We start from the raw sequence: 26,124 nt of genomic DNA on the forward strand, positions 1-26,124 counted from the left end.
TGTATTCGCTGTAAATCAGGATGCTATATCATATTGAACATGCCTGTCTTAATCTTGTATCTATTCTTTGAAAAAACGTGTAATTACTTTTTTGACAACTATGCATTTGTTATCCAAACCTTCTTTTTACCGTATAACCTTACCGCCTTAAAACTTTATTTTGCTTTTATCTGAAAAAAGAGAAGTTTACGCTTCCGTATACTCTTCTTTCTATAAAATGCGGATTATCCTCAAAGTTATTCTGTTTACCATGTTCCAATACAAATAACCCTCCTTCTTTCAGAAGATTATTCTTGAATATCAATTCGGGTATGGTTTCCAGCTCTTTCAAATCATAAGGGGGATCGGCAAAGATAAAATCAAACTGTTCTCGTCCTCCGTTAATGAATTTAAATACGTCACCACGAATGGGGATACACTTATCTGTCTGTACTTCTTGCATTATTTTGCAGATAAAGGAATGATGATCACGATCCTTTTCTATACTGATCACCCGGTCGCATCCCCGTGATACTAATTCTATGCTGATACTGCCTGTTCCGGCAAACAAGTCAAGAGCAGTTATTCCTTCTTCAAAGTCAATGTAGTTGGATAGTACGTTGAATAAATTCTCTTTAGCAAAGTCTGTTGTAGGACGTGCTTTGAACGTACGTGGTACGTCAAATCTTCTTCTTTTATATATTCCGCTGATTACTCGCATGTTAATAGGGCTTGCATATCAATATTAGTTTCAGGACTCATTATGAATGTCTGAAGAATGTATTTTCGTAATTCTTTTATTAGTATTTCTTTATCTGCCAGGATACCGGTAAGATGAAGTTCATCCCGTTCTTGATTAAAATCCAGTTGTTTCCAGGCATAAAGTAAATAATAAATGCGATCGGAAGTACGTTTACACTCAAAGGAGTTGACCAGCAACAGATGTCCCCGTTCATAGCAAAACAAATCAATAGCATCTTTACGTAAGGATACATACATTTTTTTGCTATTACCCAACCGGCTTTTGGTTGAAAAGTACTCACTCAATGGACTGGCTTGTGAATAAAATCGTGCTTCGGGATATTGCTCTTTGAGAAAAGAATAAGCACTTTTATCCATTCCAAAAATAATTGTTACATTATTTCTTGGTAAAACATTATAGAGCACTGTTTCATTTTCTTTTTTAGGATGATTGTGATAAAACAGTGTTTCTGTTTGTTCGTCGTCGAAGAGCTCTGAAGGAACAGGAGTGAAGCGATTGCTCGCCATCAGGATATTGATCCGTTTGTAGGGTAGAGTTAATAACTCCGTCTCGCGAAATACTTGTTTTAGATTTGCCGTGAGAGACAATGAAGGATTGATCTCTTTTTCAAAAAAAGAGAGTGAACTTTCGTAAATCGGATTATAGATAGAAAAAGAAAATCCATCCGTACTCAGACGGATGGATAATGTATATTGTTCCGATTTACTATAGTCTATTTTATTATTCCCAGTTTCCGGCACCGTTATTAGGACTTTCAATAGAACCTACCATTAAACCACAGTATTTACCTAACTTAGTTTGAAGGTCTTTCAGGTTAGCAATTTCTTGTTTGTCAAGACCATTCAGATAAGTATCGTATGGAGCCTTTACTTCAAACATAAAGATCGGAGCACCTGATTTTGCTGTGTCATTTTTAATAGCCATTTCAAACTGAGCGCCATTTCCAAAAGGAATGTATCTCATAGAATCAGCATTGAAACCTCTCGGATAGATTGTATCCAATACGGCTACCCACATTGTGTCACGCTTAAAATTTGTAAGCCCCATTTTCTCAACCTCGCTGTAATTACCTGTCTTTTTAGCTTTGTTGATGATAGCCATTGCTTTTTTCTCTGTCATACCATCGTCTAACTGCTTATCTGTCAACTCACCAACTTTATAAAGGAAAGGAAGTTTCTTATTCTTTACAAAGTCAATCAAAGTATCAAAGCTGGCAGTATACTGACCTTTGTTTAGATTACGAAATTCCATCTGTGCTTTACGGATGTCGATCAAGCGTGCAATAACAGCCTGATCTCTTTGCTTTTTAGCATTTTCAAAGTTGATAGGCCCCATGATGCTCGAATAGCAAATATAGATCAAAGCAAGCGCACACAGACCTAATACGATATTAAATACAGTTTTCATGATAAATATGTTTTTTAGTTGTTATATTCGCATCGCAAAATTAAAATAAATAAATCTAAATTCTATAGTTCCGGGAACTTTTTTCTCGTACAAAAATGATAAATAACTATTTAGAAAGGCAAATTAAGGAAAATTTTCCTTATCAACCAACTTTTGAACAAGAAATAGCTGTAAAATCTCTTTCAGAGTTTCTGCTTTCTCAGACCAATGATGCCGTGTTTGTACTTCGTGGGTATGCAGGAACCGGTAAAACTTCATTAGTGGGAGCATTGGTGAAAACGATGGATAAGTTACAGCAGAAATCTGTTCTATTAGCTCCTACGGGCCGAGCTGCCAAAGTATTTTCTGCTTATGCCGGACATCCGGCGTTTACAATTCATAAAAAGATATACAGGCAACAGTCTTTTTCGAATGAAATAAGTAATTTCTCTGTGAATGACAATCTTGCTACACATACTTTATTTATAGTAGATGAAGCCTCCATGATTTCTAATGAAGGATTGTCAGGAGCTATGTTTGGTACAGGACGTTTGCTGGATGATCTGATACAGTTTGTTTATTCCGGTACAGGTTGTCGTTTGTTATTGATGGGAGATACGGCCCAGCTTCCTCCTGTAGGAGAAGAACAAAGTCCGGCACTTTTCACAAATGCATTGAAAGGATACGGCCTTGAAGTACGGGAGGTAGACTTGACACAAGTAGTGAGACAGGTACAGGATTCCGGTATTTTATGGAATGCCACCCGTCTTCGTGAATTGATAGCGAAGGATGAATGTAATTCTCTTCCCAAAATCAGGATTTTGGGTTTTACTGATATAAGGATGGTCCCGGGAGGAGAGCTGATCGATACGCTTACTGCTTGTTATGAACGGGACGGTATGGATGAAACAATTGTCGTTTGCCGTTCCAATAAACGGGCTAATATATATAATAAAGGTATAAGGGCACAGATATTGTATCGGGAAGATGAGTTGAATACCGGTGATATGCTTATGATAGCCAGGAATAATTATTATTGGACGGAAAAAAGTAAGGAAATGGATTTTATAGCGAATGGAGAGATAGCCGTCGTTCGTCGTGTACGCCGTACGCGCGAATTGTATGATTTTCGTTTTGCAGAAGTCGTGCTGACCTTTCCGGACCATGAAGATTTTGAGTTGGAAGCAAACTTGTTGTTGGATACCCTTCATTCAGATGCTCCGGCTTTGCCGAAAACAGAGAATGATCGTTTATTCTACAGTGTTCTTGAAGATTATGCGGATATTCCTGTCAAACGTGACCGTATGAAGAAAATGAAGATGGACCCATATTATAATGCTCTGCAGGTGAAGTATGCTTATGCAATTACTTGTCATAAAGCGCAGGGTGGCCAATGGCAGAATGTGTTTTTAGATCAGGGGTATATGACGGATGAGTATTTGACACCTGATTATTTTCGTTGGCTTTACACTGCTTTTACGCGTGCGACCCAAACGTTGTATTTAGTTAATTATCCGAAAGAACAAATTGTTTGATTGTATGATTTACAGACGAAACAATTACTTTTGTTTGTAAATAACTAAGACTATAACGTTTATGAAGACAAAACTATTATTCTTTCTCTGTTCCCTCCTTTTGGTCTCTTGTCAGGATGATGAGGAGTTTCAGGTTCTTCGGCCATTGGGCGGACAAGTGATTTCCGGTTATCAACCTTGTACAAGTCTGGATTTGGGAATTCTTAGTCTTGAGGCTTTAGAAGTAAAGGACGGTGGCGATTGGACAGTAGTTTCCAGTGATGAGGCTGTTGTTAAGGCAGAAAAGGTAATTCCGGAAGGCGCATCTTACTCTTATTTATCAGTATATCCTTTGAAACAAGGGAAGGCGGTTGTGACTGTATCCAGTGAGACAGGTGATAAAATATATATTCCCGTCACTGTAGGAACTTCGGTACGTACATTGGATGTATGGAGTGGAGAGTTGAATCATATAGAAGGAGTGAGTAAGGAAGATAGTTTGCTTATTGTCGAGCATCTTTATGATGATGTTTTTCTGAGAAAGGGTGGTTATTATCGTTTAACTTATTCAGAAAAGAAAAAAGGAAAACTGACAGTCTGTACACCGGATGGAAAGATGGAAGAAGGTACTTTTGTGTGTGATCATGAATATTATGATTTGACTTTTGATGGGAAAAACATTCATTATATGGTAATGTATAGTGAAACCGGATTTCAAGAGGTCACCCGCACAGAATACCGGATCCCATTTTATTTGGTGGAAGATGTAACCGACCGGTATAGAGCAGATTATCCTACTATAAAATTAGTACAACGTGCCCAGAAAGTACGTTTAGCTGTTAATGACTAACTCAATTAATTATTTAAATCAAGATGAGACACATTTATACTTTTCTATTGTTGGCTATATTGGGCTTGAGTATGGCTTCGTGTAGTGATGATAAACGTGATATTGTTTTTTTTACAGGTGATGCTCCTATATACCAGACTGGGACATGTGTTAATTTGATCTCTTCTGTGAGTCTTTATCCAATAAAACCTGAGGGTGAAAATATTGGTATTGATGGTGGAAATGGAGATTATTCAATAATCGGTAATACAGATGAAGCAGTGGTTGCTGTTGTAATGACTGTTTCTGAGAAGTACAAGAGATTGCAGATTACTCCTAAAGCATTGGGTGAAACAACGATAATCATTTCTGATGGCGATGGTAAGACTGCCGCATTAAAAGTGAAAGTCAGAGAGTATGGAAAAAGAATGGTAGTGAATGCTCAAGGAATCATTGTCAATGGAGAGGTGACGGATGAAAAAAAAGCTGAAATAGCCGATGGAATGAAGGAGACTTTTCCGGTTGCAATTAATGGTGGTTTTGAACTGGTGTCCGGTAAATCTGAAACATGGAAGGATGAGGGGATACTTCGTGTTTATCATGAAAATTTTAAAGAAACTCCTGTTATAGGTAGCTATAGCTGGAAATTGATAATGGTGAATGACAAAGAAAAAATGGGGTTCTCTTTTATATTTGATGATAAGGAATATCAATTTACGACATCTATAAGGGAAGAACCGAAAACACGTAGTAATAATACGAATGTTCTGCAATTGTATGAAGATGTGACATCTCAATGTACTGTAGAATGTCCGGTAGGTACCAGAGTGTATAGGGGATATAAAATATATCTCGAAGACTTATAAGAGAATTTTTTTTATAAGTAATCGTTCAAAATTATATGATACTATTATTGAAACGCAGATTATCGCAGATCCACGCAAAGCATATCATCTCTCAAGTATAGCGCAGCCATTTAATCTGCGAAAATCTGTGATCATTTGCGTTTCAATAAAACGCTGTCACATAGTATGAACTAAATTTGAAATACTACTTATTTTACAGGTTGAATTTATGAAGCAGGTATAAATGTTATGGTCTGTCCTCCTCCTTTAGCCATGATAATTTCCAGAGTGTCATTAACAGTAACCTGATAGGTCATTTGTTTGTCATTAGTCAGACTGAACGATAATTTGATTTTTCCATCCGGCGAAGAAACGCCAGAAGAGTAAGAGGGTATGCATGCGCTAAAAATAAAACATGTGACAGATACAATGACATAAAGTATTTTCATAGTGAATGATATATTATGTTTGAGTTATCAAAAATAAGAATAAAATAATAAAGTAGCAAGGAGAAATCAAAAGAGACTGTTTCAACGTTTGAAACAGTCTCTTTACTAAAAATGGTTTTTTAAAAAGAATCAATTAAGATTATTTGACAACCACTTTAGCTGTTTGGCTACCATCATTACCAGTTACTATCAATAGGTAAATACCCTGTGCAATTCCGTTTATCGGGAGTTCTGTTACATTTTCTGTAGCTTGCGTTTGCAACAGTACTGCACCTTGCATGGTTACTAATTGAATTAATCTTGCATCAGCAGATTCAACATATAAAGTTTCTCCATTACGTACAGGACTCGGATAAATGTTCAAACTGCTTTTGCCTGATTCAATATTGTTTTCAATACCTGTACCTACCGGTATTTCCTTTTTAGCAACAGCGAAAATAGCAGGATATCCTCCGCTTACTTTATTCAATGTAACTGATTGAACTTTCTTGGTAGGATCTACCTGAACCGGACATTCGAATAGACGGAACTGATAGCGAGCGTCAATTTGGTCGGCAACAGCTTCTGAGGTAATACCTGTACCAACGCGTCCCAAACCATAAACACCTACTGTAGATTCATTACTTCCGAACCAGTCACCGATAGTAATATTACCTGCTGATGCCGATGTACCGTCTGTGTAATTAGCTGTCACTGATACTGTAGATGTACCATTGGCACTAATGCCCAAGAAGTAAAGACTATTGGCTCTTTGTTCCGTTTCAAATTCTAATGTTGCACTGTTTGCTTCTTTCATGAGTGCTGCATTATTTTGTGTATAATCTGCCAATTGGTATTCAATACCATTTTTAGATGTAACAGCACCATTGGCAGGTAATGAGCCTTCGGACTGTATGTTTGCTCCGTAGAGAATCCATCCCTGATCATCGAGCCCATCGCTGAACAGACCGGATACAGGAGTTGCTTCTGCCACTACGTCTACATTGAAACCGGAACTGATGTTGATCGATGCAAAGATAGGTTCTTCCGGTAATTCACCTTCATACAATTTACCATAAGCTTCTATTTCTGCTACTTTGAAATAAGCATATGCTGGTGCGGTTACAACCAATTTCAGATATCTTCCGAACATATCGTTTGTCATTACACTTGAAACTTCACTGGTAGGAGTGTAGTTTGCAGCTAATTCATAAGAATCATCCGAGTTCTTGATGCCAATATATACTTTTATGTCTAATGCTATTTGTTGTGCTTTGAAGGCTACTTTTGCGAAATTGTATATTTCACCACAGTCAAACGTGATAATTACATTCTCGCCACTTGTGTAACATAAAGCATCCCATGTTGTTGAAAGATCATTATCAGTTAGCACTTGTGTATCTGCACTTTGCCAGGTTGAACCGTAATACCAGTATGAGGCTGAAGCTGTTTTTCCGGATAATACATTGGTATATGCCGGATCTTCTACTTCAACTTTACATTTCTTTTCATTTTCCCATTCACCATTGGTCATTTTTACAGAGATGTTTGCTGCACCCATTTTCTTGGCAGTAAGTTTAAAGGTTACTGTCTGAGTTGCTTTGTTTACATTGAAGTCGCTTATAGCTGCAATATCTTCGTTGTCTGAGGATACTTTTACGCCAAAGTTATTTGCTTCTTCGTCTCCGTTCAAATCATATTTTATCTCTATATCTTCAGTGGCATTGATATCCATTGTCTTATCTGCCGGCAAAGAGAAGAGCGGGCCACCTTCAAGACCGAATACTTCGAATTCCCATATACGTATTGTGATAGGGGCATCCTCATCATAAGGCATGAATTTCACATAACGTCCTACTATTGGTGCAATATAATCGTCTTTAGTGTTTTCAGGACGTCCCTTTTCGTCTACTACCGGTTCGGTCCATGTTTCTGCATCATTACTTACCCAAATCTTGAAGTTCTTGAAGTTATCTGAATAGTTTTCTTTATGTCCACAGTCGAATACACGGAAACGGTAGATCTGGTAGGACTTTTCAAGATCGATAATTACCCAATGTTCTTTCTTACCACCAATACACCATTTATCTCTGGTACTACCTGGAACTTCTACTCCGTCAATCAGGTTTTCGGGATCTTCCGGAGGAAGAGAACCGCTGGCAGAATGAATGGTCTTACCAACCGAAATGATACTTAGTGCCCCCGCTTTGGCATCTGATACTTCTATCAGATTCTGAACCGTTTTCTCGGTTGTTCCTTCACTGTTGCTGACTGCTACAGTGATGTTGTATACACCTTCTTTATTAAATTTCAGTGTAAGCGTATTATCTTCCTGAGATACTTTTTCTGCATTTTCAGGAATAGTCCATTGATAAGATTCCGGGAAATTAGTAGCATTGGCTGTAATCGTAATCTCTTCGCCCGCGTTTAGCAATGTTTTGCTTGCCTTCAGGCTTACTACCGGCTTATCCAGAGCAGGATACTCGACAATTGTAGTTATTTCATTGCCTTCTTTGAGATCATTCGTTACAGCTGTTACTGCTACTGTAACACTTTTTTCTTCGATGGAAGTGCGTGCAAACTTAGAAATATAGAATCCTTCGTTACGAGTTTGACCAACCAACTTCTTCTCTCCGTTACGAGTCATGTATACATTGTAATGGTGTACATCTTTAGAAGTTGAGGCATCCCATACGGCACGAATGTCACCACCATCTTGTGTCAGTTCATTCAATATAGTAAGATTGGATATTTGGGTTGAAGCCGGTGCATAGTTTGCTGGCAAGATACCTAATTGTCCTAATGTCAGTTCGTAAGCTTGTTGGGTAGCAGATTTAAAGTTCAATGCGATAACTGAAACAGTCTTTCCTGCCAGTGACGAAAGGTCTACTGTAGCCACATTCCAACCGTTGGATGTTGTGGTTGATCCTAAGTTGAATGTAGTAAATTCGTTGTTGTTTTCTGCAACCCCAAGTTTTACTTGTATCGTTGAGGCCGTTGCGCCTTTGAATACGAGCTGCAATTTATCGCCATTGGATATTGATAATTTTGTTTTATACAGGCGAGTCAGGTAATCAACATTGGCAGCTAATGTACCTTTAACGTTGATACTTGTTCCCATATTGTAGGCATCGTCCCAGTTCAATGAGAAAGCAAGGTCGCTTTTACGATCTGCTGCTACGTCTACCCACCATCTCCATGTTGGCATGATATCCTGCATACCCCGATGGTACCAGTCTTGTGTTCCCTTTTTCTCTCCGTTAACGAAGCGGTGTTTTCCTAAACCGGCACTAAATGAAGTTATGAACGGTAAATTCTGAATAGTAGAACGTTCGATAAGTGCATTTGCAAATCCTGGGAAGTAACCACCATCACGTGCGGCTGTATTGGAGGGGTCGTGTTGCTCATTGGTCCAGTAGCGAGATTCATTGCTGAATACTTTATCCATAGCTGTATATGCTTTTGTACCGCAAGCATCTGCTGTCCCTAAATAATCTTTTACGACTTCTTTCCAGATAGGTTCTTCCGGATTGAAAAGGTCTATGGAACCGTTATGCTTATCTGCTGGGAAAAGATTTTTAAAATAGCTGGCATTTCCGTTCATACCACCTTGTGCAACTTCAATACCGAAATACAGTTTACTGAAACATTCTTCTTTAGAGAAACCTAATCCTTCCATGGCTGCCATCTGTGAAGATATGTTGCTGCTTGAAGGACTACCGTAATTCAAGAAATAAGATGTATTATGTAATTTCATCATATCTCCATAGCCTCCGATTGTAGTTCCACAGTCATACCATTGAATTTCCATTTCCGGATGACCGCCTTCCTGGGCACATTGATTGAAGTAATCAACCCATGCAGTCCACTCGGAAGAACTACCGCCGCCGGTTTCTTCATTGATAAACCAACCATCGAAACCATAGTAAGCTGCAATTTCATACATCTTCTTAGCGTATGGATATGTGCCACCTTCGTTAGTTAACATTTGTTTCACCCATTCAACTTGTCCTCCGAATGCTCCGGGAGGGAAGAATAACTGTCCCAATACTTTGACACCGTTTAGGTGAGCAATATCGGTGACTGGTGCTGATGGAGGAATAATGATACCTTCACCTGCAGAACCACCCCACCAGATAAGCAGGTCCATGTATTGCCAATAAGTTGGGTTATAACCGATGAAGTTATCGGCTCCCTGTGACGGAGTCTGGCTACACATCGGATTCATTGTCAGACAAGCTGCAACTTTTCCTTCTGCATGCTGGTTGGCATTTGCTTTGATGGAGGTATCCAGGAATCGTGGTTGCAAAGGTACTGTGCTGCGGTTGAACTTGGCATCCGGATCTTTTTCCGGTGACCAGTCTTTAATATTATCCGGGTGCCAACATCCACCATACGGTTGTTGTGCCACGGCTACACAAAATACTGCAAATAGCATGATTAATGCAGAGAGTAATCTTTTGGTGCTCATAATACTTAAATTAAGAAATTAATAATAGGTATTGATTATTTGTTTCCTGCTTTGCCTTACCTAATAGCAAAGCAGGACTTTTTTATTTATTAGCGAAAGTTATTGGGAGTCATTCTTTCTCCTCTGTCGTTGTTAGTATCGGCAATATCCCACCATACTCGTGTCGATTGCTTATTTTTACTTTCCGGCTTATTGGGGTTGTCTTTTTCACTATATGGATATAGCACTCTCTTTATAAACTTCCCAGTAGGTACATCTTCGGAGTTGTTGTTCAGAATGTTTCTAAGACGTGGGTAGTCTGTTCTGCGAAATTCTGCCCATCCTTCATTTCCATTAGGGAAAACAGTTAACCATTTTTGAGTGATAATCTGCTCCAACATACCTTCTTTGTTGTTGGTCATAAATGGGTTCTCTACATCACTTCCGTAAATTTTAAGACCATTAATATAACTTTCTGTATCGGCAGATGATATTTTGTAATAATTCATAGATGCCCGTATCCCGTCTTCAAAATACTGTTGAGGTGATTTGCTGGCACCCGACCAGTTTCTCAGGGAGGCTTCTGCCAACAGGAATTGTTGTTCGGCATAGCTCAACCACACTGATTCACGTGCATAACTGAACCATTTCAGAGGATCAAGTACTTTTGAGTTCTTTATATCTGTACGGGTAACACTGTATTTTGCTACGGTTTCTGTATGGCTGATATTATAGCTTCCGATTTCACATCCTGTGAAGTCATCAAAAGGCCGTTCCATATTGTTCTTCAGTTCATCCAGGGGTGTTGGTCTCCACCATGATATTGCACAACGTGGATCTATTACCTTTTCCTGCGGACCGGTTGCCATATCAATGATAACATATTTGGTACCTCCGGAACTTTGTTCTTTGTATCCCAGTTCCAGATCTTTAGCCAAAACACAGTCTCCATTGTATGCAAAACTGCACATTGCCAGAACATTCTCCTGACCACCGTCATTGATTCCTCCTTGTTCAACCGGTGCATGGCGTGGAACAGTGCGCATATTGTCGGCATCACTTTGCATCAATCCCCATGAGTTGCTCATGGCAGCTTCTCCTTCCTGACGGGCTCTTTCGGGATCTACGTTAGAGATACGGAGTGCCAGGCGTAAACGTAGGGTATTGGCAAAACGTAGCCATTTTTCTTCGTCCCCGCTATAACATTTATCGTCGGCTGGGTTGAATTTGAATACACACGCATTGGGTACAATACTGTCTACTGCCTGTTCCAATAAACGGAATATAATATCGTATGCTTTTTCCTGAGTATCATAGGGGACATCTCCCTCTACCACTTTGGCCTGTACATAGGCCGACAAAGGAATATCTCCATAGGTATCAGTTTGCATAGATGCCAGAAATGCCCAGTATATACGTGTAATATAAAATGCATTTTTATATTTTTCGTAGTCTACGAATTTAAAAGTTTTCAGTAGATGAGAGTATTCACGTACGGTTCTGTCCGCATAAAAATGATCCCAGCGTTTTGCCGACCAGCCATCTGTATAAGCATAGTTCGGTGAGTTGAACCTGAAGTTAGGATTATTGTTGGCTATGTATCCGCTGTACATATCATGTGTCAGGTTGGTTGTGATCTGATAGTCGTTGTAACAGCCTTCATAGGTCAATGAACTGAAAATTGTTCCTGCATTGGCCTGTCCTTCTTTTAACTGCTGGATATCTTCGTCTGATATTTTATAGTTAATATTTAAGTCTGCATATTTTCCCTCCGGTTCTGGTTCGGGATCCGGGTCTGGCTGTTCTTGTCCTTCCACGTAAGGAGGATTGTACAGATCCTGATTTAAGTCAGAGAAGTCGTGACAACCTGTTAATGCCGGGAAAAGTATAGAAGCGATGAGTAACTTCTTTAAATTGGATTTATATTGTAACATAACTATTTGTTTTTAGAATTTTAGAAACCAACATTGATACTGAAACCAAAAGTACGTGAGTAGGGCAGTGACGAGAAATCAAGTGCCTGTGAGAACATACTTGTGTCATATCCACCTTCCGGGCTTGTTCCGGGGGTATGTTTCATCAGATATGCCAGATTTCGTCCAACGAATGATACTCTCAGACTGGAAACAGGCGTTTTTCTTAAAAGCAGGCTTGGGAAAGAGTATCCGAACGAAATTTCTTTCAGACGAATGAAAGATGCATTATAAACAAATTCTTCTGCAACGGCCTGCTGGCGTCCGCCTACTGCCTGATAAAATAGTTGGGCATCGATTCTTTGTGTGTTGACTGTACCATCTTCATTCATTCCCGGCAATAGTAGTTCGCCTCTTTGTTCCGTACGTTTGGAAATACCATGGCTGGTAGCGATTGCTTCGGATACGGAAACCACATCTCCTCCGAATTTCATGTCGAATAAAGCCGACAGGGTGAAGCCTTTATAAGTGAAGCTGGGAGTTACAGACATTAGTAAGTCCGGCTGTATGTTACCAATCGGATGGTCGAGGCTGTACTGCTCATCTGTTGTAAATACAGGTACTCCGTTCTTCATTATTATCTGACCATTTTCGTCTCTTTTATACATTCGCTTGGCATAGATATCGCCTAATTTGCCTCCTTCTACTGCACCTACGTATACAGGCATGAATTGATCGCCTTCAAAATAGATATGCTTTTTCTTTTCATTCAGTTCCTTTACAGTCGATGTGTTGTGAGAAAGATTTACGTTCAGATTGAATGTGAAATCTTTTGTTTGTACAGGAGTCGCATAGATCATGGCTTCGACACCTTTATTGACGATTAATCCGGAATTGATCCAGCGGAGCTTCCAGGGAGCAGCTTCCGGAATCGTCATAATCTGGTCAGTAGTTCGGGTATAATAATAGGTAAAGTCGAATCCTAAACGATTATTTAAGAATTTCATATCTAACCCGGCTTCGTAAGACCAGGATGTTTCAGGTCTCAGATTATTGTTGGCCTTGGTCGATGATAATTCCGGCTTTTTGGCCTGTCCTTTCAGATATCCACCTTCCCATCGGTTATAAATTGCGTATGGAGGAGCGTCTTTACCTACCTTAGCTGCTGAAAGGCGTACTTTGGCGAAAGTTATCCATTCGGGCATTTTATTCCAATGTGTACGGACAAAGTCGGATGCAACAAATCCCAGATTGAATGAGGGATAGAAGTAAGAATTGTTATCCTTTGGCAATGTTGACGACCAGTCATTACGGGCTGTAATATCCAGAGATACATACTCATTGTAAGCCATCTGTACAGAACCGAATACAGAATTGGTAGCTCTGCGCCAACCGTTTTCTGTTACGTTGTTGATATTATTGGCAAAGTTCCAGTACCATTGGTTCTTGTAGGTCATATTTTCTACATCACCACCATATATATTCTGGTCACTGTACATAAAGTTGGCACCCGCCATGTAATTAAGCTGGAACTTTTCACCGAATTTATTGTTTCCAATCAGCAGAAATTCTGCATTCGATTCAAAGTGGTTCTCTTCCTGGCGAGTCAGGCGGTCTTCTTCTATTTCCTGCATTGTATTATATTTCGTACCGTTGGAAAGATCCGATTCTACAATGCGGGTACGATAATAGTCAAATGCGTATTTTGCAGAGAGATACAACCAATCTGTAAAGTTCAGTTTCAGGTTGTAGAAACCGAATGCGCGCCAGCGTTCATCCTGATTCTGACGCTGTTTGTTCACGTAATATGGATTCAGGTATTCAGTGGTGGGAGGAGTCCAGTTCACATGAAATTTTTCGGGGGTTGAGTATTGTGACAAGTCAGAAAGGCGTATGTTATTGGGTACAAGGAGTAATTGCGAAACTTCTCCATACGCACCATAAGTCGGACGGTTTTCTGCTTTCGTGTTTGACAGTGAAACTTTGGCATCCATTGACAGATATTTGTTCATTTTCATACCTGCATTCAGATCGATATTGATTTTGCGCAATGATTCTCCGGTGAACATACCATCTGCATTTGAATATCCGAAGGAGGTACGGAAGTGTGCATCCTCTTTCATGTTTCCAATGGCTACACTGTGGTTTTGTGAAAAACCGGTGTTGAAGTAGTCTTTCATTTTACTGCCATAGTTCAAATAGGGTATTTCTGCACCGTTCCATGCTGTCTTTAAACTTCCGTCCAGTTCAGAACCGAAGCTATATATCGATTGAGGTGAATATTCACCATTATTTCCTTGTCCGTATTTCTTTTGGCGTTCTAACTCATCAGCAACCTGAGTCCATGTGAAAGTTCCGGAATAATTGACACCAAATCCGTCTTTCCTTGTTCCTTTTTTGGTTGTAACCAGGATCACACCATTACCGGCACGCGACCCATAGAGGGCTGCTGCGTTTGGTCCTTTTAATACGGAAATAGACTCAATGTCTTCAGGGTTGATGTCGAATGAAGTGCTGCCACGGTCTACTCCACCATACATTGAAGCACCCGAATAACTTTCTTCGGTGAAAGGTACACCATCTACAATCCAGAGAGGCTGGTTGTTGTCTGCTAAAGAAGAGTTACCGCGGATGGTGATTTTGGCAGAGCCACCAAGACCTGTCGTAGATGAGTTGATAGATAATCCGGCTACTTTTCCTTGCAGGGCATTGGCTACCTGAGCATCTCCGGTAGATGTCAGAGCATCCCCTTTTACGTCTTGAACAGCGTACCCAAGCATCTTTTTTTCACGTTTGATGCCCAAGGCGGTCACTACTATCTCGTCAATAATCTGAGTATCACTTTGCAGAGTCAGATTGATTACGTTCTGTCCTTTGAACGGGATTTCCTGTGATTTATATCCAATATAGGAAAATGTGATAACGGGGTTTACTTCATTGGTTACTAATGCGTAATTTCCATCAAAATCAGTAATGACTCCGTTTGTGGTTCCTTTCACCAGTACATTCACCCCGATCAGTGGTTCACCGGATTCGTCAACGACCTGTCCGCTGATCTTTTTTTCTTTCCCGGTTTGTTGTTGCTCTTTGTTGTTCTGATCCTTTTTCTCAGAAAGATAGATGATATTATCTTCAACTTTGAAACTAATATTTTTTCCTTTCAGCACCAGGTTCAAAACATCCTCTACAGCTGCATTTTTTAATGACAACGGTTCTACTGAAATATCAGACAGTTTATCGTCATAAAAGAACTGGAACTTTGACTGTGCCTGGATCTGTTGAATAATGCTTTTTAAGGTAGTATGAGGTGTATTAAGGTTCAACTGAGCCATGCTCCATTGCACCGGAACTACCATGAGTAAAAGAATCAATAAAGCTCGGCATAATTTAGAGCTTCGAAAATAATGATTGCTTTTCATACAAAAAATTTAATGGTTATACAATTGTTATATCTTAATCCTTAGAGGTATTATTATCCCCGTTTATATATGAAACAATAATGATGAAAATAACACTTACTGCAAATCTGTGTTTTTTTTAAATAAACTTTGTTTTTGTCCGGATATGGGGGCTCCGACTGTCAAAACTTATATAATATGGTTTTTCCTAACGGGAGATACGTTTGGTCTTGCATTGTTTCATTCTGTTTCATTCGTCTGAGAATTTTGTTTCAATAGGTTGAGAAAGTTGTTTCAATACGATGAAACAAAATTCTCAAAGCATTGAAACAACAATAAGGTATAATGCGAATCACTCCCTTTACCTGCAAGCGTCATAAAACGTTTGAGAGTAAAGGGAGTGAATAGAAACTATCGCTGTGATATTACACGTGGACCGATAGTTTTAGTTCGGATGAGTTATTAATTCTTTTTCTCTTTTGAGAAGGAGTAAGGGAAATCAGCAGGTTGCGTACCTCTTTGCAAATTGGGTTGACTGTCCATATTGCATTTTATGACTCCACCTTTGAGTATATCTTCATGTTTCAGATAATTCTTTGTATAGTTAGTACCATCAAACAGGAGTGATTCTATATATATATTATCATTATTGTTGTCAGGGGCATCAATTACCAGGTTGTTGCCATTCTCCAGATGGAGAGTTGCTTTCTTGAATAACGGTGCGCCAAGTACATATTCGTCTGTTCCGGGACATACAGGATAGAAGCCTAATGCAGAGAACACATACCATGCCGATGTCTGTCCGTTGTCTTCATCTCCGCAATAACCGTCAGGACCGGGAGTATACATGCGATTCATAACCTGGCGCAACCAGTATTGGGCTTTCCAGGGTTGTCCGGCATAGTTATATAGATAGATCATATGCTGAATGGGTTGATTGCCATGTGCATAGTTACCCATATTCATAACTGTCATTTCACGTATTTCGTGAATCACTTGTCCATAATAGCTTTCATCAAACAAGGGAGGAACGGCAAACACGGAATCCAGCATGTTGACAAATGATGTTTCACCTCCCATAAGGTCTATTAATCCTTGCGGATCGTGAAATACAGACCAGGAGTAGTGCCAACTATTGCCTTCGGTGAATGCATCTCCCCATTTCAGTGGTGAGAAGGGAGATTGGAACTGACCGTCTTCATTGCGTCCGCGCATCAGATTGGATTCTTTGTCGAACACGTTACGGTAGTTCATGGCACGCTGTGCAAAAAGCTTTTGTTCCTTCTTAGGACGGTTTAGTGTTTTGGCAAGCTGGTAAATACACCAGTCATTGTATGCATATTCCAGTGTACGGGCCGTGTTCTCATTGATCTTTACATCGTAGGGTACATATCCTAATTTATTATAATATTCGTGTCCCAGGCGGCCTGTGGACGATATTTGAGGATGAACATTCCCGGTGCCGTGGATGAGTCCTTCATACAATGTTTTTACATCATCTACCTTTACACCTTTCATATATGCATCTACAAGTACCGAAGCGGAATTGTTTCCAATCATGCAACCCCTGTGTCCCGGACTTGCCCATTCGGGGAAGAAACCGCTTTCTTTATATGTGTTGATGAGACCTTCCTGCATCTCTTTATTCATGGATGGATACATCAGATTAAGAAAAGGAAACAGGCAACGGAATGTATCCCAAAAACCAGTATCCGTATACATATAGCCCGGTAGTACTTCGCCGTTGTATGGGCTGTAATGAACAGGATTACCATTGGCATCCAGCTCGTAGAATTTACGTGGGAAAAGAAGTGAACGGTAGAGGCATGAATAGAATGTGCGGTATTGGTCCAGATCTCCACCTTCTACTTCTATTTTACCTAAGACTTCGTTCCAGGCATCTTTACCCTTTTGCACAAGTGCATTGAAGCTGTCATTACCGAGCTCTTGCAGATTTAACATCGCTTGCTCCGGACTGATAAATGAAGAAGCTATACGGGCGTGCACAATTTCTCCTTTTTGGGTTTTGAAACCAATGACAGCTCCTGTGTGGTCTGCCGTTTGTTCAAGTACATTTTCGTTTAGAGATTGATTGGCAAAGGTAGCCTTGTATGTGAAGGGTTTATCGAATTCGATAACGAAATAATTTTTGAAATTCTGAGGAACACCACCACTGTTACGGGTTGTATAACCAATAACTTTGTTTTGTTCAGGTAATACTTTTATGTGTGAACCTTTGTCGAAAGCATCTACAACAATATAGGAGTGTTCATTCTCCGGGAAGGTGAAGCGGAAAAGAACCGCACGCTCCGTTGGAGTCATCTCAGTAACAACGTCATGTTCGGCAAGGTATACTTTATAATAGTGCGGACGGGCTACTTCTCCCTTATGTGAAAACCAACTGGCACGTTTTTCTTCATCAAACTCCGGCTTACCAACAACGGGCATGATAGAAAACTGGCCATAGTCGTTAATCCATGGACTGGGTTGATGAGTTTGTTTGAAACCACGAATTTTATTGGCTGTATAAACGTACTGCCATCCGTTGCCCATCTTACCGGTTTGAGGAGTCCAGAAGTTCATTCCCCAAGGCCGGGATATGGCAGGATAAGTATTCCCGGTTGACAGTTCATAGCTGGACTGAGTCCCCATCAGCGGATTGACATATTGTGTCCAGTCTTTTGCTTGAATAAAGAGTGTGCTACTTATAGCACAGATTAATAAAATAAGTCTCTTCATAATACTATGAATTTAGTGTTTTATGATGTATATTAAAATTAGGGCAAAGATAATAATTGATTTTTTCTATTTACTTTGAGCTGATATAAATATATTGTTCCCTACAATCTTATAGTCAATTGGAATTGAATTCTTTAATGAGTTTAAGACAGACTCTATGCTGTCTTTCCTTTTTAATACACCCGAGTAGGTATTGTCTATTTTTATATCGGGAGCCAGAATGATTTTTACGTCATAGAAACGTTCCAGCGTTTTTACAATACCGTAAATATCTGCTTTCTCAAAAGGTATCAGATTGTCATGCCATACTGCATCCAGTTTGCTGTCTACCTGTTTTACTATTAACCGCTTTGTAGCTCTGTTTAGTTCGGCTTTCTGTCCCGGAGAAAGAATAACCATTCCTTCGTCATTATTTCCTTTTACTTCAATTTCACCTTCAATCAATGTTGCTTCGGCTGATGTACATGCTTTGTTGCATTTGAAATTGAAAGTGGTTCCCAATACTCTGACTCTCATGGCCTCACTTTGTACAATAAATGGTTTTGCCCGATTCTTGGTTACTTCAAAGTAAGCTTCACCTTCCAGGTAGATATTTCGTTCCTTTGCAGAGAATGTCCGGGGATACTTTAATGTGGCCGATTGATTCAGCCATACTTTTGTACCATCCGGTAGTTGTATTTCTTCTACATTTCCATCGGATGCTGTAACTATAACCAGATTGCTACTCTGATCACTGTTGTAAATCCAGTAGCCTGCTCCCGTACCAGTTAGTAGGATAAGGGTGATAATAGCTGCATATTTCATCCAGTGCTGAATTCGTAATACCTTGTTTTGTTTTCTCTCTTCCTCGGTCAGTCTCTTATATAATTTCTTTTCAGCCAGATCCATCTTCCTTTTGTCAGAAGCATGGTTTTCTCGGCCCAGATGGTATATTTCTTCCATCCGGAATAGCTTACGTGCATTCTCATCTGATTCTTTTATCCAGAGATTAACCTGAATAAGTTCCTCTTCGGTACATTTTCCCATTAGGAACTTAGCTATTACTTCTTCGCTGAGATTATTCATTTTTTCTTTCATTATATAAATAGGAACAACTCAATCAATAAAAACACTTACTTATCTTAGAAAAAATAAGATGAATAAGAATATTAGATGATCCAGGCGTCCACGTAGATATTTTAGTGCTTTGTACATGTGTGCTTCTATTGTACGTAGCGAGACGCCCATTGCATCTGCTATTTCCCTGTTTTTCATATCGTGCAAATAGCTCAGCTTGAATACCTCTTTGCATTTGTCAGGGAGTTCATTAATTGCATCATAAATTTCTTTTCTCAATTCACGGTCTTCTATTCGCCGGATTACCTCGTTATTATCCGGTTGATAGAATTCAACACGTTTCTGGTTAATTTCTTCTACTATTGCAATGTATCCGCTTTCAATGTTTCGATGTTTTAATACATTGAGCGAACGGGTATATACAGCCCGATAGAGGAATGCTTGTATTTGTTCCCCTATCTCCATGGAATCTCTGCGTTTCCAAAGTTCTACAAAGACATCTTGTACTACATCTTCTGCTTCCTCTTCACCTACCAGACGTGTAGCGTAGAAGAGCAGATTGGGATAGTACTTACGAAAAAGAGCTTTGTAAGTGATATCAAAATCGTCCTTCATTCATAGTTTTTTTAGGTTACTTATACCATACCGGGCCGGGGGTATTGCCCATCTCAAATTCAAGAGTTGCACCCTCCATGATCTGTTCGTGGGTGATGTAACTTTTGCTATAAGGTTTACCGTCAAATTTGACAGCTTGTATATATATATTCTCTTTACTGACAGTGGGAGCGAGTACCGTAAATGTATTACCGTTTGACAGGTGCATCTGCATTTCCGGAAAAAGAGGGGTACCAATTTCGTATTTTCCGGAAACAGGGTCTACCGGATAAAATCCCATTGCACTGAACACATACCAGGCGGACATTTGCCCACAGTCTTCGTTTCCACAAAGTCCGGCAGGAGAGTTCTGATAAAGCTCATGCATCACTTTGGCTGCGTATTGTTGAGTTTTCCAGGGCTGTTCTACAGCATTATACAGATAAATAACGTGATGGCTGGGTTCGTTGCCATGTGCATACTGACCTATCATACCGGTGCTGAATATAGGTAGTTCATCATCTGCTGAAGGATGATATGTGAACATGCTATCCAGCTTTTGAGCAAAACGCTCTTTACCACCGGTAAGGGCGATAAGTCCGTCGATATCCTGTTGTACAGACCAGAAGTATTGCCATCCGTTACTCTCGCAGATATGTGGGGTATATTCGTCTGGTGAGAAATTTTTGATAAAGTTTCCTTTATCGTCTTTAGGTTGCATGAAAGAAGTTGCAGGATTATACAAGTTTTTATAGTTTAGAGAACGTTTGTAGAATTCGTCAGCGATCTCCTTTTTACCCATCTTTTCTGCCATTTTAGCAATACAGTAGTCATCATATGCATATTCCAGTGTTTTAGATAAAGACCAGTTTTCTGCATTGTAGCTGTCTGCAATATTATAGGGGACATAGCCCAATTTTTTATACATCCCAATACCCCGATAGTTATCAATGTTGGCAGTAGCTATACAGGCCTCCAATGCTTTTTCGGGGTCCACATCTGTTATTCCTTTCAAATAAGCATCAACGATAACGGGCACGGCATGATAACCGATCATCATATCTGTTTCACTTCCATAGAAATTCCATACCGGTAGGCGTTTGTTTTGCTCGTAGAAAGTAATAAAAGATTTTACCATGTCGTTAGCGCGTTCCGGTTCGGTATAAGTAAAAAGAGGATGTGCTGCGCGGAAAGTGTCCCATAAGGAAAAGGTACTGTAATTTACCCATCCGTCGGTCTTGTGAGTCTTTTTATCCGGGCCGTAATAAGTCCCGTCTACATCACTGTAAATAGTAGGAGCAATCATCGAATGATAAAGTGCTGTATAGAAGTTTACTTTATCATCGGTGTTATTACTTACTATCTCAATTTTAGAAAGTTGCCTGTTCCAGTTATCGCGGGTAAGATTGCGGTATTTGTCAAAGTTGTCATCGGGCACTTCTGCCAACAGGTTTTTAGCTGCCCCTTCCGTACTTACACCGGAAATTGCTGTGCTGACGATGATTTGTTCATCTTTTTGTGTGTCAAAGTCAAAACGAGCTATAGTGGCTGTTCCAATATGATCTCCATCTTTTATAATAGCAGTAGTGTCTATTTGTACAGATGTGAAAGGCTTTGAAAAACGGGTACGGAAATAAATATGTTGGTCACGTGCCCATCCGTCGGAAAAACGATAACCTTGTATCGTGACAGAGTCCACTATTTCAACCTGGGTATCATTGGTAAAGTCCCAGTTCATCGCTTTTTTCAGATTGAGGAAGATAGCGGCTCTGGCTTCGGGAAAGGTATAGCGCTGAATACCGCAACGTTCGGTAGCAGTAAGCTCTACATGGATGTTATAGTCTTTCAGTAACACCCGATAATACCCGGCTGTTGCCGATTCATCGTCATGAGAGAATTTGGAGTGTATTCCCAATGGAGCTTCTGCTTCTTTATAAGGCAAGGTGACAGGCATAAAAAAGATATCATACAGATCACCGGCACCTGTGCCTGATAAGTGAGTGTGACTGAAACCGGCAATGGTACTGTCCGGATAGAAGTATCCCGATATGCGGTCCCATCCGGGAAGTCCGTTATCCGGGCTGAGTTGAACCATACCAAACGGAGCCTGTGCTCCAGGATAGGTGTTGCCGGTGAAATCAGTACCAATGAAAGGGTTAACATATTGGGTGTAGTCTGTAGATGCTCTTTCCTGGGAAGAAGTGCAAGCTGTGAGAATTAATACAAGGAGGAGAGGTGTGTAGAGTGCTTTCATACAATAGGTGTTAGTGATTAACATCGTTTCAAAGCACAAATTTAAAAAATATAAGATGAATAAGTGATATAAAGTTAGAACTTTGTAGTTAATAAATAGAGGATTTTGCTTGTTTGGAGGATATAAAGAGAAAAAAGAGGGGTGTACCATTCAATTTGTTGGTACACCCCTTACTTTTTATTCGATTTTTAGAATTTAAATTCCAGCTAATTCCAACACTTTTTCTACTGCCGCATTTAATCCATCCGGATTTTTACCGCCGGCAGTTGCAAAGTGAGGTTGTCCGCCGCCGCCACCTTGAATCAGTTTAGCTGCTTCTTTCACCAGGTTTCCGGCTTTCAATCCGCTGGCAACAAGGTTATCACTGATCATAACTGTAAGCATTGGTTTTTCGTGATCAAGAGTACCGGCTACGAAGAATAGGTTTTCTGTAATCTCTCCACGGAGCTGGAAAGCAATGTTTTTCACTGTTTCAGCAGGTATGGGAGCACAGAACTTGATAACTTTGAAGCCATTGATCTCTTGTATGTTTTTTAATAGGCGTTCTTTCACTGAGGCCTCTTTTTCTTTCATAAAGTCTTCCAACTGCTTCTTTAATCCGGCATTTTCATCAATGTACTTGCGGATTGCGATGCCCAAGTCGGGAGTATTGTTGAAAAGAGCTCTAAGATCATTCAGGGTGTCTTGTATGGTATCCAGCATTTCTTCCGCTCTTGCACCTGTGTAAGCTTCAATACGGCGTACACCAGCAGCAACAGAACTTTCAGAAATGATCTTTATCATGCCGATGCTTCCGGTAGCGGCAACATGTATACCACCACAAAATTCGATCGATGATCCGAACTGGATAACACGAACTCTGTCACCGTACTTCTCTCCGAATAAAGCGATAGCACCTAATTCTTTCGCTTCTTCAATGGGAATATTACGATATTCTTTGAGAGGAATATTAGCACGTATTTTGGCATTCACAAGGTGTTCTACCCGGCGCATTTCTTCATCTGTTACTTTTTGGAAATGAGAGAAGTCAAAACGTAGAGATTCCGGTGTTACCAATGATCCTTTTTGTTCTACATGTTCACCTAATACTTCGCGTAGTGCTTCGTCCAGCAAATGGGTAGCAGAGTGATTGGCTGCACAGGCAGCACGTTTATCTGTGTCTACGCATGCCATCATAGGAGCTTCCAGATGTTCCGGTAGTTTCTTGGTGAAATGGATGGGCAGGTTGTTTTCCTTTTTAGTATCAATAATCTCTATCGTCTCAAATTCACTTACCAATACGCCGGTGTCACCTACCTGACCACCACTTTCGGCATAGAAAGGAGTACTGTCAAGTACGATCTGATAGAGGGTCTGATTTTTTTGTTTGATCTGGCGATAACGGAGAATTGATACTTCATATTCAGTATAATCATAACCAACGAACTCACTGGTTCCTTCTTTCAGGATAATCCAGTCACCTGTCTCTACAGCGGCAGCATTGCGGGCACGTTGTTTTTGCTGTTGCATTTCGGCATCAAATTCTTCGATATTAACAGTCATGTTATTCTCACGGAGAATTAATTCTGTAAGGTCAAGAGGGAATCCGAATGTATCGTATAGAGTAAAAGCATCTTTTCCGCTGATTTCTGTCTTTCCGCTTGCTTTGGCATCGGCCATAGTCTTGTCAAGCAGGCGGATACCTGTTTCCAAAGTACGCAGGAAGGCTTCTTCTTCTTCCTTGATAACTTTTTCAATTAATCCTTTTTGCGCGATCAATTCCGGATAAGCCTCACCCATATTTTCGATTAATACCGGAAGGAGTTTGTACATAAACGCCTGTTTTTGTCCGAGGAAAGTATATCCGTAACGAACAGCACGACGTAGAATACGGCGGATTACATAACCGGCTTTTGCATTTGACGGCAATTGGCCATCTGTAATAGAAAAGGCTATAGTACGGATGTGGTCCGCAATAACACGCATTGCCACATCTTGTTGTTTATCTTTTCCATATTCAACGCCAGCCATCTGTGCAATAGCTTTGATCATTGGTTGGAATACGTCTGTATCATAGTTGGAGGTTTTACCTTGCAATGCCATGCAGAGACGTTCAAAGCCCATACCTGTGTCGATAACTTTGGCAGGAAGTGCTTCGAGGCTACCATCGGCTTTGCGATTATATTGCATAAACACAAGGTTCCATATCTCGATCACTTGGGGATGGTCATGATTAACAAGGTCACGACCGGAAATCTTAGCACGTTCTTCTGCCGGACGAAGATCTATGTGAATCTCTGAACAAGGACCGCAAGGGCCGGTGTCACCCATTTCCCAGAAATTATCATGCTTGTTGCCGTTAATAATGTGGTCTTTCGGAAGGAATTGTTCCCAGTAAGAAGCGGCTTCATTGTCTCGTTCCAGTCCTTCTTCGGGGCTACCTTCAAATACTGTAGCATATAAATATTCCGGATTCAGTTTCAATACATCTACCAAATATTCCCATGCCCAACTAATGGCTTCTTTCTTGAAATAATCACCAAATGACCAATTACCCAACATCTCGAACATGGTGTGATGGTATGTATCATGTCCCACTTCTTCAAGATCATTGTGCTTTCCGCTTACGCGAAGGCATTTCTGTGAGTCCGCAACTCTGTGGTATTTTGCCGGGTGGTTACCCAAAATAATATCTTTAAACTGATTCATCCCCGCATTGGTAAACATGAGGGTCGGATCATCTTTAATCACCATGGGAGCCGATGGAACGATCTGATGTCCTTTCGACTCAAAGAAATTCTTGAATGAATCTCTGGTTTCTTTTGCAGTCAACATATATCTTTTTAGCTTTGTTAGTTTTTCAGACTTCAAGTTTTTTAGTTTATACAGAATGTATGGAAAGAGTTCTTTGAAGGTCTTAATAACTTAAAAAGTAAAGAACTCAAAAATATAAAAACTTAAAAAACAGTGCAAAGATAGCTTGTTTTTATTATTTTTGCCCCATTAACTATCGAAATATTTCCTAAGATGCGCAAAGTTTACTACATCTATAATCCGCGAACGCAGACCTATGACCGAATTTATCCTACTGTCCGGCAACGGGCATTGAGTATTCTCCGTCGTCTTTTTATCGGTATGGGGCTGGGAGCCGGTAGTTTTATTGTACTATTGCTCATATTCGGTTCTCCTTCCGAGAAAGAATTGAGGATGGAAAACAGCCGTTTACTGGCACAATACAATGTGCTTTCCCGCCGATTGGATGATGCATTGGGAGTATTGCAGGATGTACAGCAGCGTGATGATAATTTGTATCGTGTTATTTTACAAGCTGATCCGGTGTCTCCGGCTATCCGTAAAGCGGGATATGGTGGCACTAATCGTTATGAAGAGCTGATGGATCTGGTAAATTCTAAATTGGTAGTGAACACTACTCAGAAATTGGATTTACTTACTAAACAGCTATATATTCAGTCTAAATCATTTGATGATGTAGTGGCAATGTGTAAAAATCAAGATGAAATGCTTAGATGCATGCCAGCCATTCAGCCAATTTCGAATAAGGACTTAAAGAAGACGGCTTCCGGATACGGGACACGTATTGACCCTATTTATGGTACTGCTAAGTTTCATGCCGGTATGGATTTCTCTGCCAATCCCGGGACGGATGTGTATGCTACCGGAGATGGAGTGGTTGTCAAGATGGGTTGGGAGACAGGATATGGTAATACGATTGAAATAGACCATGGCTTTGGATATCGTACACGCTATGCACATCTTAGAGAATACAGAACAAAGCTTGGAAAAAAGGTAGTGCGTGGTGAAGTTATTGCCGGAGTAGGCAGTACTGGTAAAAGTACGGGACCTCACTTGCATTATGAAGTACATTTTAAAGGGCAGGTGATGAATCCGGTGAACTATTATTTTATGGATTTGAGTGCAGAAGATTATGATAGGATGATTCAATTGGCTGCTAACCACGGTAAAGTATTTGACTAAA

The 26,124-nt window shown here is 40.1% G+C and carries 16 protein-coding genes; 4 read left to right on the top strand and 12 right to left on the bottom strand.

Going from position 1 to position 26,124, the window contains the following annotated elements; translation table 11 throughout:
* Positions 1-166: 166 nt before the first annotated feature.
* Genes K8P02_RS00345 through K8P02_RS00355 form a run of 3 tightly spaced genes read right to left on the bottom strand, consistent with a single transcriptional unit; the run spans position 167 to position 2,149 of the window.
* Positions 167-700 (bottom strand): RsmD family RNA methyltransferase, encoded by a 534-nt coding sequence (locus K8P02_RS00345; RefSeq protein ID WP_002559269.1) that lies wholly within the window; start codon positions 698-700, stop codon positions 167-169.
* Positions 691-1,500: a DUF3822 family protein gene (locus K8P02_RS00350; RefSeq protein WP_044158287.1), complete on the bottom strand. Its 810-nt coding sequence runs from the start codon at positions 1,498-1,500 to the stop codon at positions 691-693. Before K8P02_RS00350 ends, K8P02_RS00345 begins: the two co-directional genes overlap by 10 nt.
* On the bottom strand, positions 1,463-2,149 hold the full coding sequence (locus K8P02_RS00355; protein WP_002559271.1) for a hypothetical protein: 687 nt from the start codon (positions 2,147-2,149) through the stop codon (positions 1,463-1,465). The genes K8P02_RS00350 and K8P02_RS00355 overlap by 38 nt, the downstream gene beginning before the upstream one ends.
* 95 nt (positions 2,150-2,244) lie before the next feature.
* Here K8P02_RS00355 and K8P02_RS00360 point away from each other — a divergent pair, with 95 nt between their 5' ends.
* From K8P02_RS00360 to K8P02_RS00370, 3 genes are all read left to right on the top strand, one after another.
* Positions 2,245-3,663, top strand: a complete 1,419-nt coding sequence (locus tag K8P02_RS00360) for an ATP-dependent DNA helicase (RefSeq protein WP_025867552.1) — start codon at positions 2,245-2,247, stop codon at positions 3,661-3,663.
* A 61-nt stretch (positions 3,664-3,724) separates the two neighbouring features.
* Positions 3,725-4,492, top strand: coding sequence for a hypothetical protein (locus tag K8P02_RS00365; protein WP_025867553.1), 768 nt, complete (start codon positions 3,725-3,727; stop codon positions 4,490-4,492).
* Between the two features lie 23 nt (positions 4,493-4,515).
* On the top strand, positions 4,516-5,337 hold the full coding sequence (locus tag K8P02_RS00370) for a hypothetical protein (protein ID WP_025867554.1): 822 nt from the start codon (positions 4,516-4,518) through the stop codon (positions 5,335-5,337).
* A gap of 206 nt (positions 5,338-5,543) precedes the next feature.
* Here K8P02_RS00370 and K8P02_RS00375 read toward each other — a convergent pair whose 3' ends face one another.
* The 9 genes from K8P02_RS00375 to alaS all read right to left on the bottom strand — a co-directional run bounded on the left by K8P02_RS00375 (position 5,544) and on the right by alaS (position 24,962).
* Positions 5,544-5,765, bottom strand: coding sequence for a hypothetical protein (locus K8P02_RS00375; RefSeq protein WP_025867555.1), 222 nt, complete (start codon positions 5,763-5,765; stop codon positions 5,544-5,546).
* A gap of 139 nt (positions 5,766-5,904) precedes the next feature.
* Positions 5,905-10,215, bottom strand: coding sequence for an endo-beta-N-acetylglucosaminidase (locus K8P02_RS00380; RefSeq protein WP_025867556.1), 4,311 nt, complete (start codon positions 10,213-10,215; stop codon positions 5,905-5,907).
* An 89-nt stretch (positions 10,216-10,304) separates the two neighbouring features.
* Positions 10,305-12,128: a SusD/RagB family nutrient-binding outer membrane lipoprotein gene (locus tag K8P02_RS00385; protein WP_223381844.1), complete on the bottom strand. Its 1,824-nt coding sequence runs from the start codon at positions 12,126-12,128 to the stop codon at positions 10,305-10,307.
* A gap of 20 nt (positions 12,129-12,148) precedes the next feature.
* Positions 12,149-15,526, bottom strand: coding sequence for a SusC/RagA family TonB-linked outer membrane protein (locus K8P02_RS00390; RefSeq protein WP_002559278.1), 3,378 nt, complete (start codon positions 15,524-15,526; stop codon positions 12,149-12,151).
* A gap of 441 nt (positions 15,527-15,967) precedes the next feature.
* Positions 15,968-18,244: a GH92 family glycosyl hydrolase gene (locus K8P02_RS00395; RefSeq protein ID WP_122200850.1), complete on the bottom strand. Its 2,277-nt coding sequence runs from the start codon at positions 18,242-18,244 to the stop codon at positions 15,968-15,970.
* Positions 18,245-18,310: 66 nt separating this feature from the next.
* The gene (locus tag K8P02_RS00400) at positions 18,311-19,309 is read right to left on the bottom strand and encodes a FecR family protein (RefSeq protein ID WP_007484053.1); all 999 of its coding nucleotides are present in this window, start codon (positions 19,307-19,309) and stop codon (positions 18,311-18,313) included.
* Positions 19,310-19,360: 51 nt separating this feature from the next.
* Entirely contained in the window at positions 19,361-19,915 is a 555-nt protein-coding gene (locus K8P02_RS00405) for an RNA polymerase sigma-70 factor (protein ID WP_002559281.1), read from the bottom strand.
* Between the two features lie 16 nt (positions 19,916-19,931).
* Positions 19,932-22,148: a GH92 family glycosyl hydrolase gene (locus K8P02_RS00410; RefSeq protein ID WP_223381859.1), complete on the bottom strand. Its 2,217-nt coding sequence runs from the start codon at positions 22,146-22,148 to the stop codon at positions 19,932-19,934.
* Between the two features lie 195 nt (positions 22,149-22,343).
* Entirely contained in the window at positions 22,344-24,962 is a 2,619-nt protein-coding gene (alaS, locus tag K8P02_RS00415; RefSeq protein WP_025867557.1) for an alanine--tRNA ligase, read from the bottom strand.
* Positions 24,963-25,154: 192 nt separating this feature from the next.
* Here alaS and K8P02_RS00420 point away from each other — a divergent pair, with 192 nt between their 5' ends.
* Complete coding sequence (locus tag K8P02_RS00420; protein WP_002559284.1) at positions 25,155-26,123, top strand: M23 family metallopeptidase; 969 nt, start codon at positions 25,155-25,157, stop codon at positions 26,121-26,123.
* The last annotated feature ends 1 nt before the right edge of the window (position 26,124 follow it).

The sequence above is a fragment of the Bacteroides nordii genome (assembly GCF_019930665.1).
GTDB classification, from domain to species: domain Bacteria; phylum Bacteroidota; class Bacteroidia; order Bacteroidales; family Bacteroidaceae; genus Bacteroides; species Bacteroides nordii.

Bases quoted from the DNA above. Each gene is read 5' to 3' on its own strand.
- K8P02_RS00345 (WP_002559269.1), bottom strand. From the start codon at position 700: ATGCGAGTAATCAGCGGAATATATAAAAGAAGAAGATTTGACGTACCA.
- K8P02_RS00355 (WP_002559271.1), bottom strand. From the start codon at position 2,149: ATGAAAACTGTATTTAATATCGTATTAGGTCTGTGTGCGCTTGCTTTG.
- K8P02_RS00360 (WP_025867552.1), top strand. From the start codon at position 2,245: ATGATAAATAACTATTTAGAAAGGCAAATTAAGGAAAATTTTCCTTAT.
- K8P02_RS00365 (WP_025867553.1), top strand. From the start codon at position 3,725: ATGAAGACAAAACTATTATTCTTTCTCTGTTCCCTCCTTTTGGTCTCT.
- K8P02_RS00370 (WP_025867554.1), top strand. From the start codon at position 4,516: ATGAGACACATTTATACTTTTCTATTGTTGGCTATATTGGGCTTGAGT.
- K8P02_RS00375 (WP_025867555.1), bottom strand. From the start codon at position 5,765: ATGAAAATACTTTATGTCATTGTATCTGTCACATGTTTTATTTTTAGC.
- K8P02_RS00380 (WP_025867556.1), bottom strand. From the start codon at position 10,215: ATGAGCACCAAAAGATTACTCTCTGCATTAATCATGCTATTTGCAGTA.
- K8P02_RS00385 (WP_223381844.1), bottom strand. From the start codon at position 12,128: ATGTTACAATATAAATCCAATTTAAAGAAGTTACTCATCGCTTCTATA.
- K8P02_RS00390 (WP_002559278.1), bottom strand. From the start codon at position 15,526: ATGAAAAGCAATCATTATTTTCGAAGCTCTAAATTATGCCGAGCTTTA.
- K8P02_RS00395 (WP_122200850.1), bottom strand. From the start codon at position 18,244: ATGAAGAGACTTATTTTATTAATCTGTGCTATAAGTAGCACACTCTTT.
- K8P02_RS00400 (WP_007484053.1), bottom strand. From the start codon at position 19,309: ATGAATAATCTCAGCGAAGAAGTAATAGCTAAGTTCCTAATGGGAAAA.
- K8P02_RS00405 (WP_002559281.1), bottom strand. From the start codon at position 19,915: ATGAAGGACGATTTTGATATCACTTACAAAGCTCTTTTTCGTAAGTAC.
- K8P02_RS00410 (WP_223381859.1), bottom strand. From the start codon at position 22,148: ATGAAAGCACTCTACACACCTCTCCTCCTTGTATTAATTCTCACAGCT.
- alaS (WP_025867557.1), bottom strand. From the start codon at position 24,962: ATGTTGACTGCAAAAGAAACCAGAGATTCATTCAAGAATTTCTTTGAG.
- K8P02_RS00420 (WP_002559284.1), top strand. From the start codon at position 25,155: ATGCGCAAAGTTTACTACATCTATAATCCGCGAACGCAGACCTATGAC.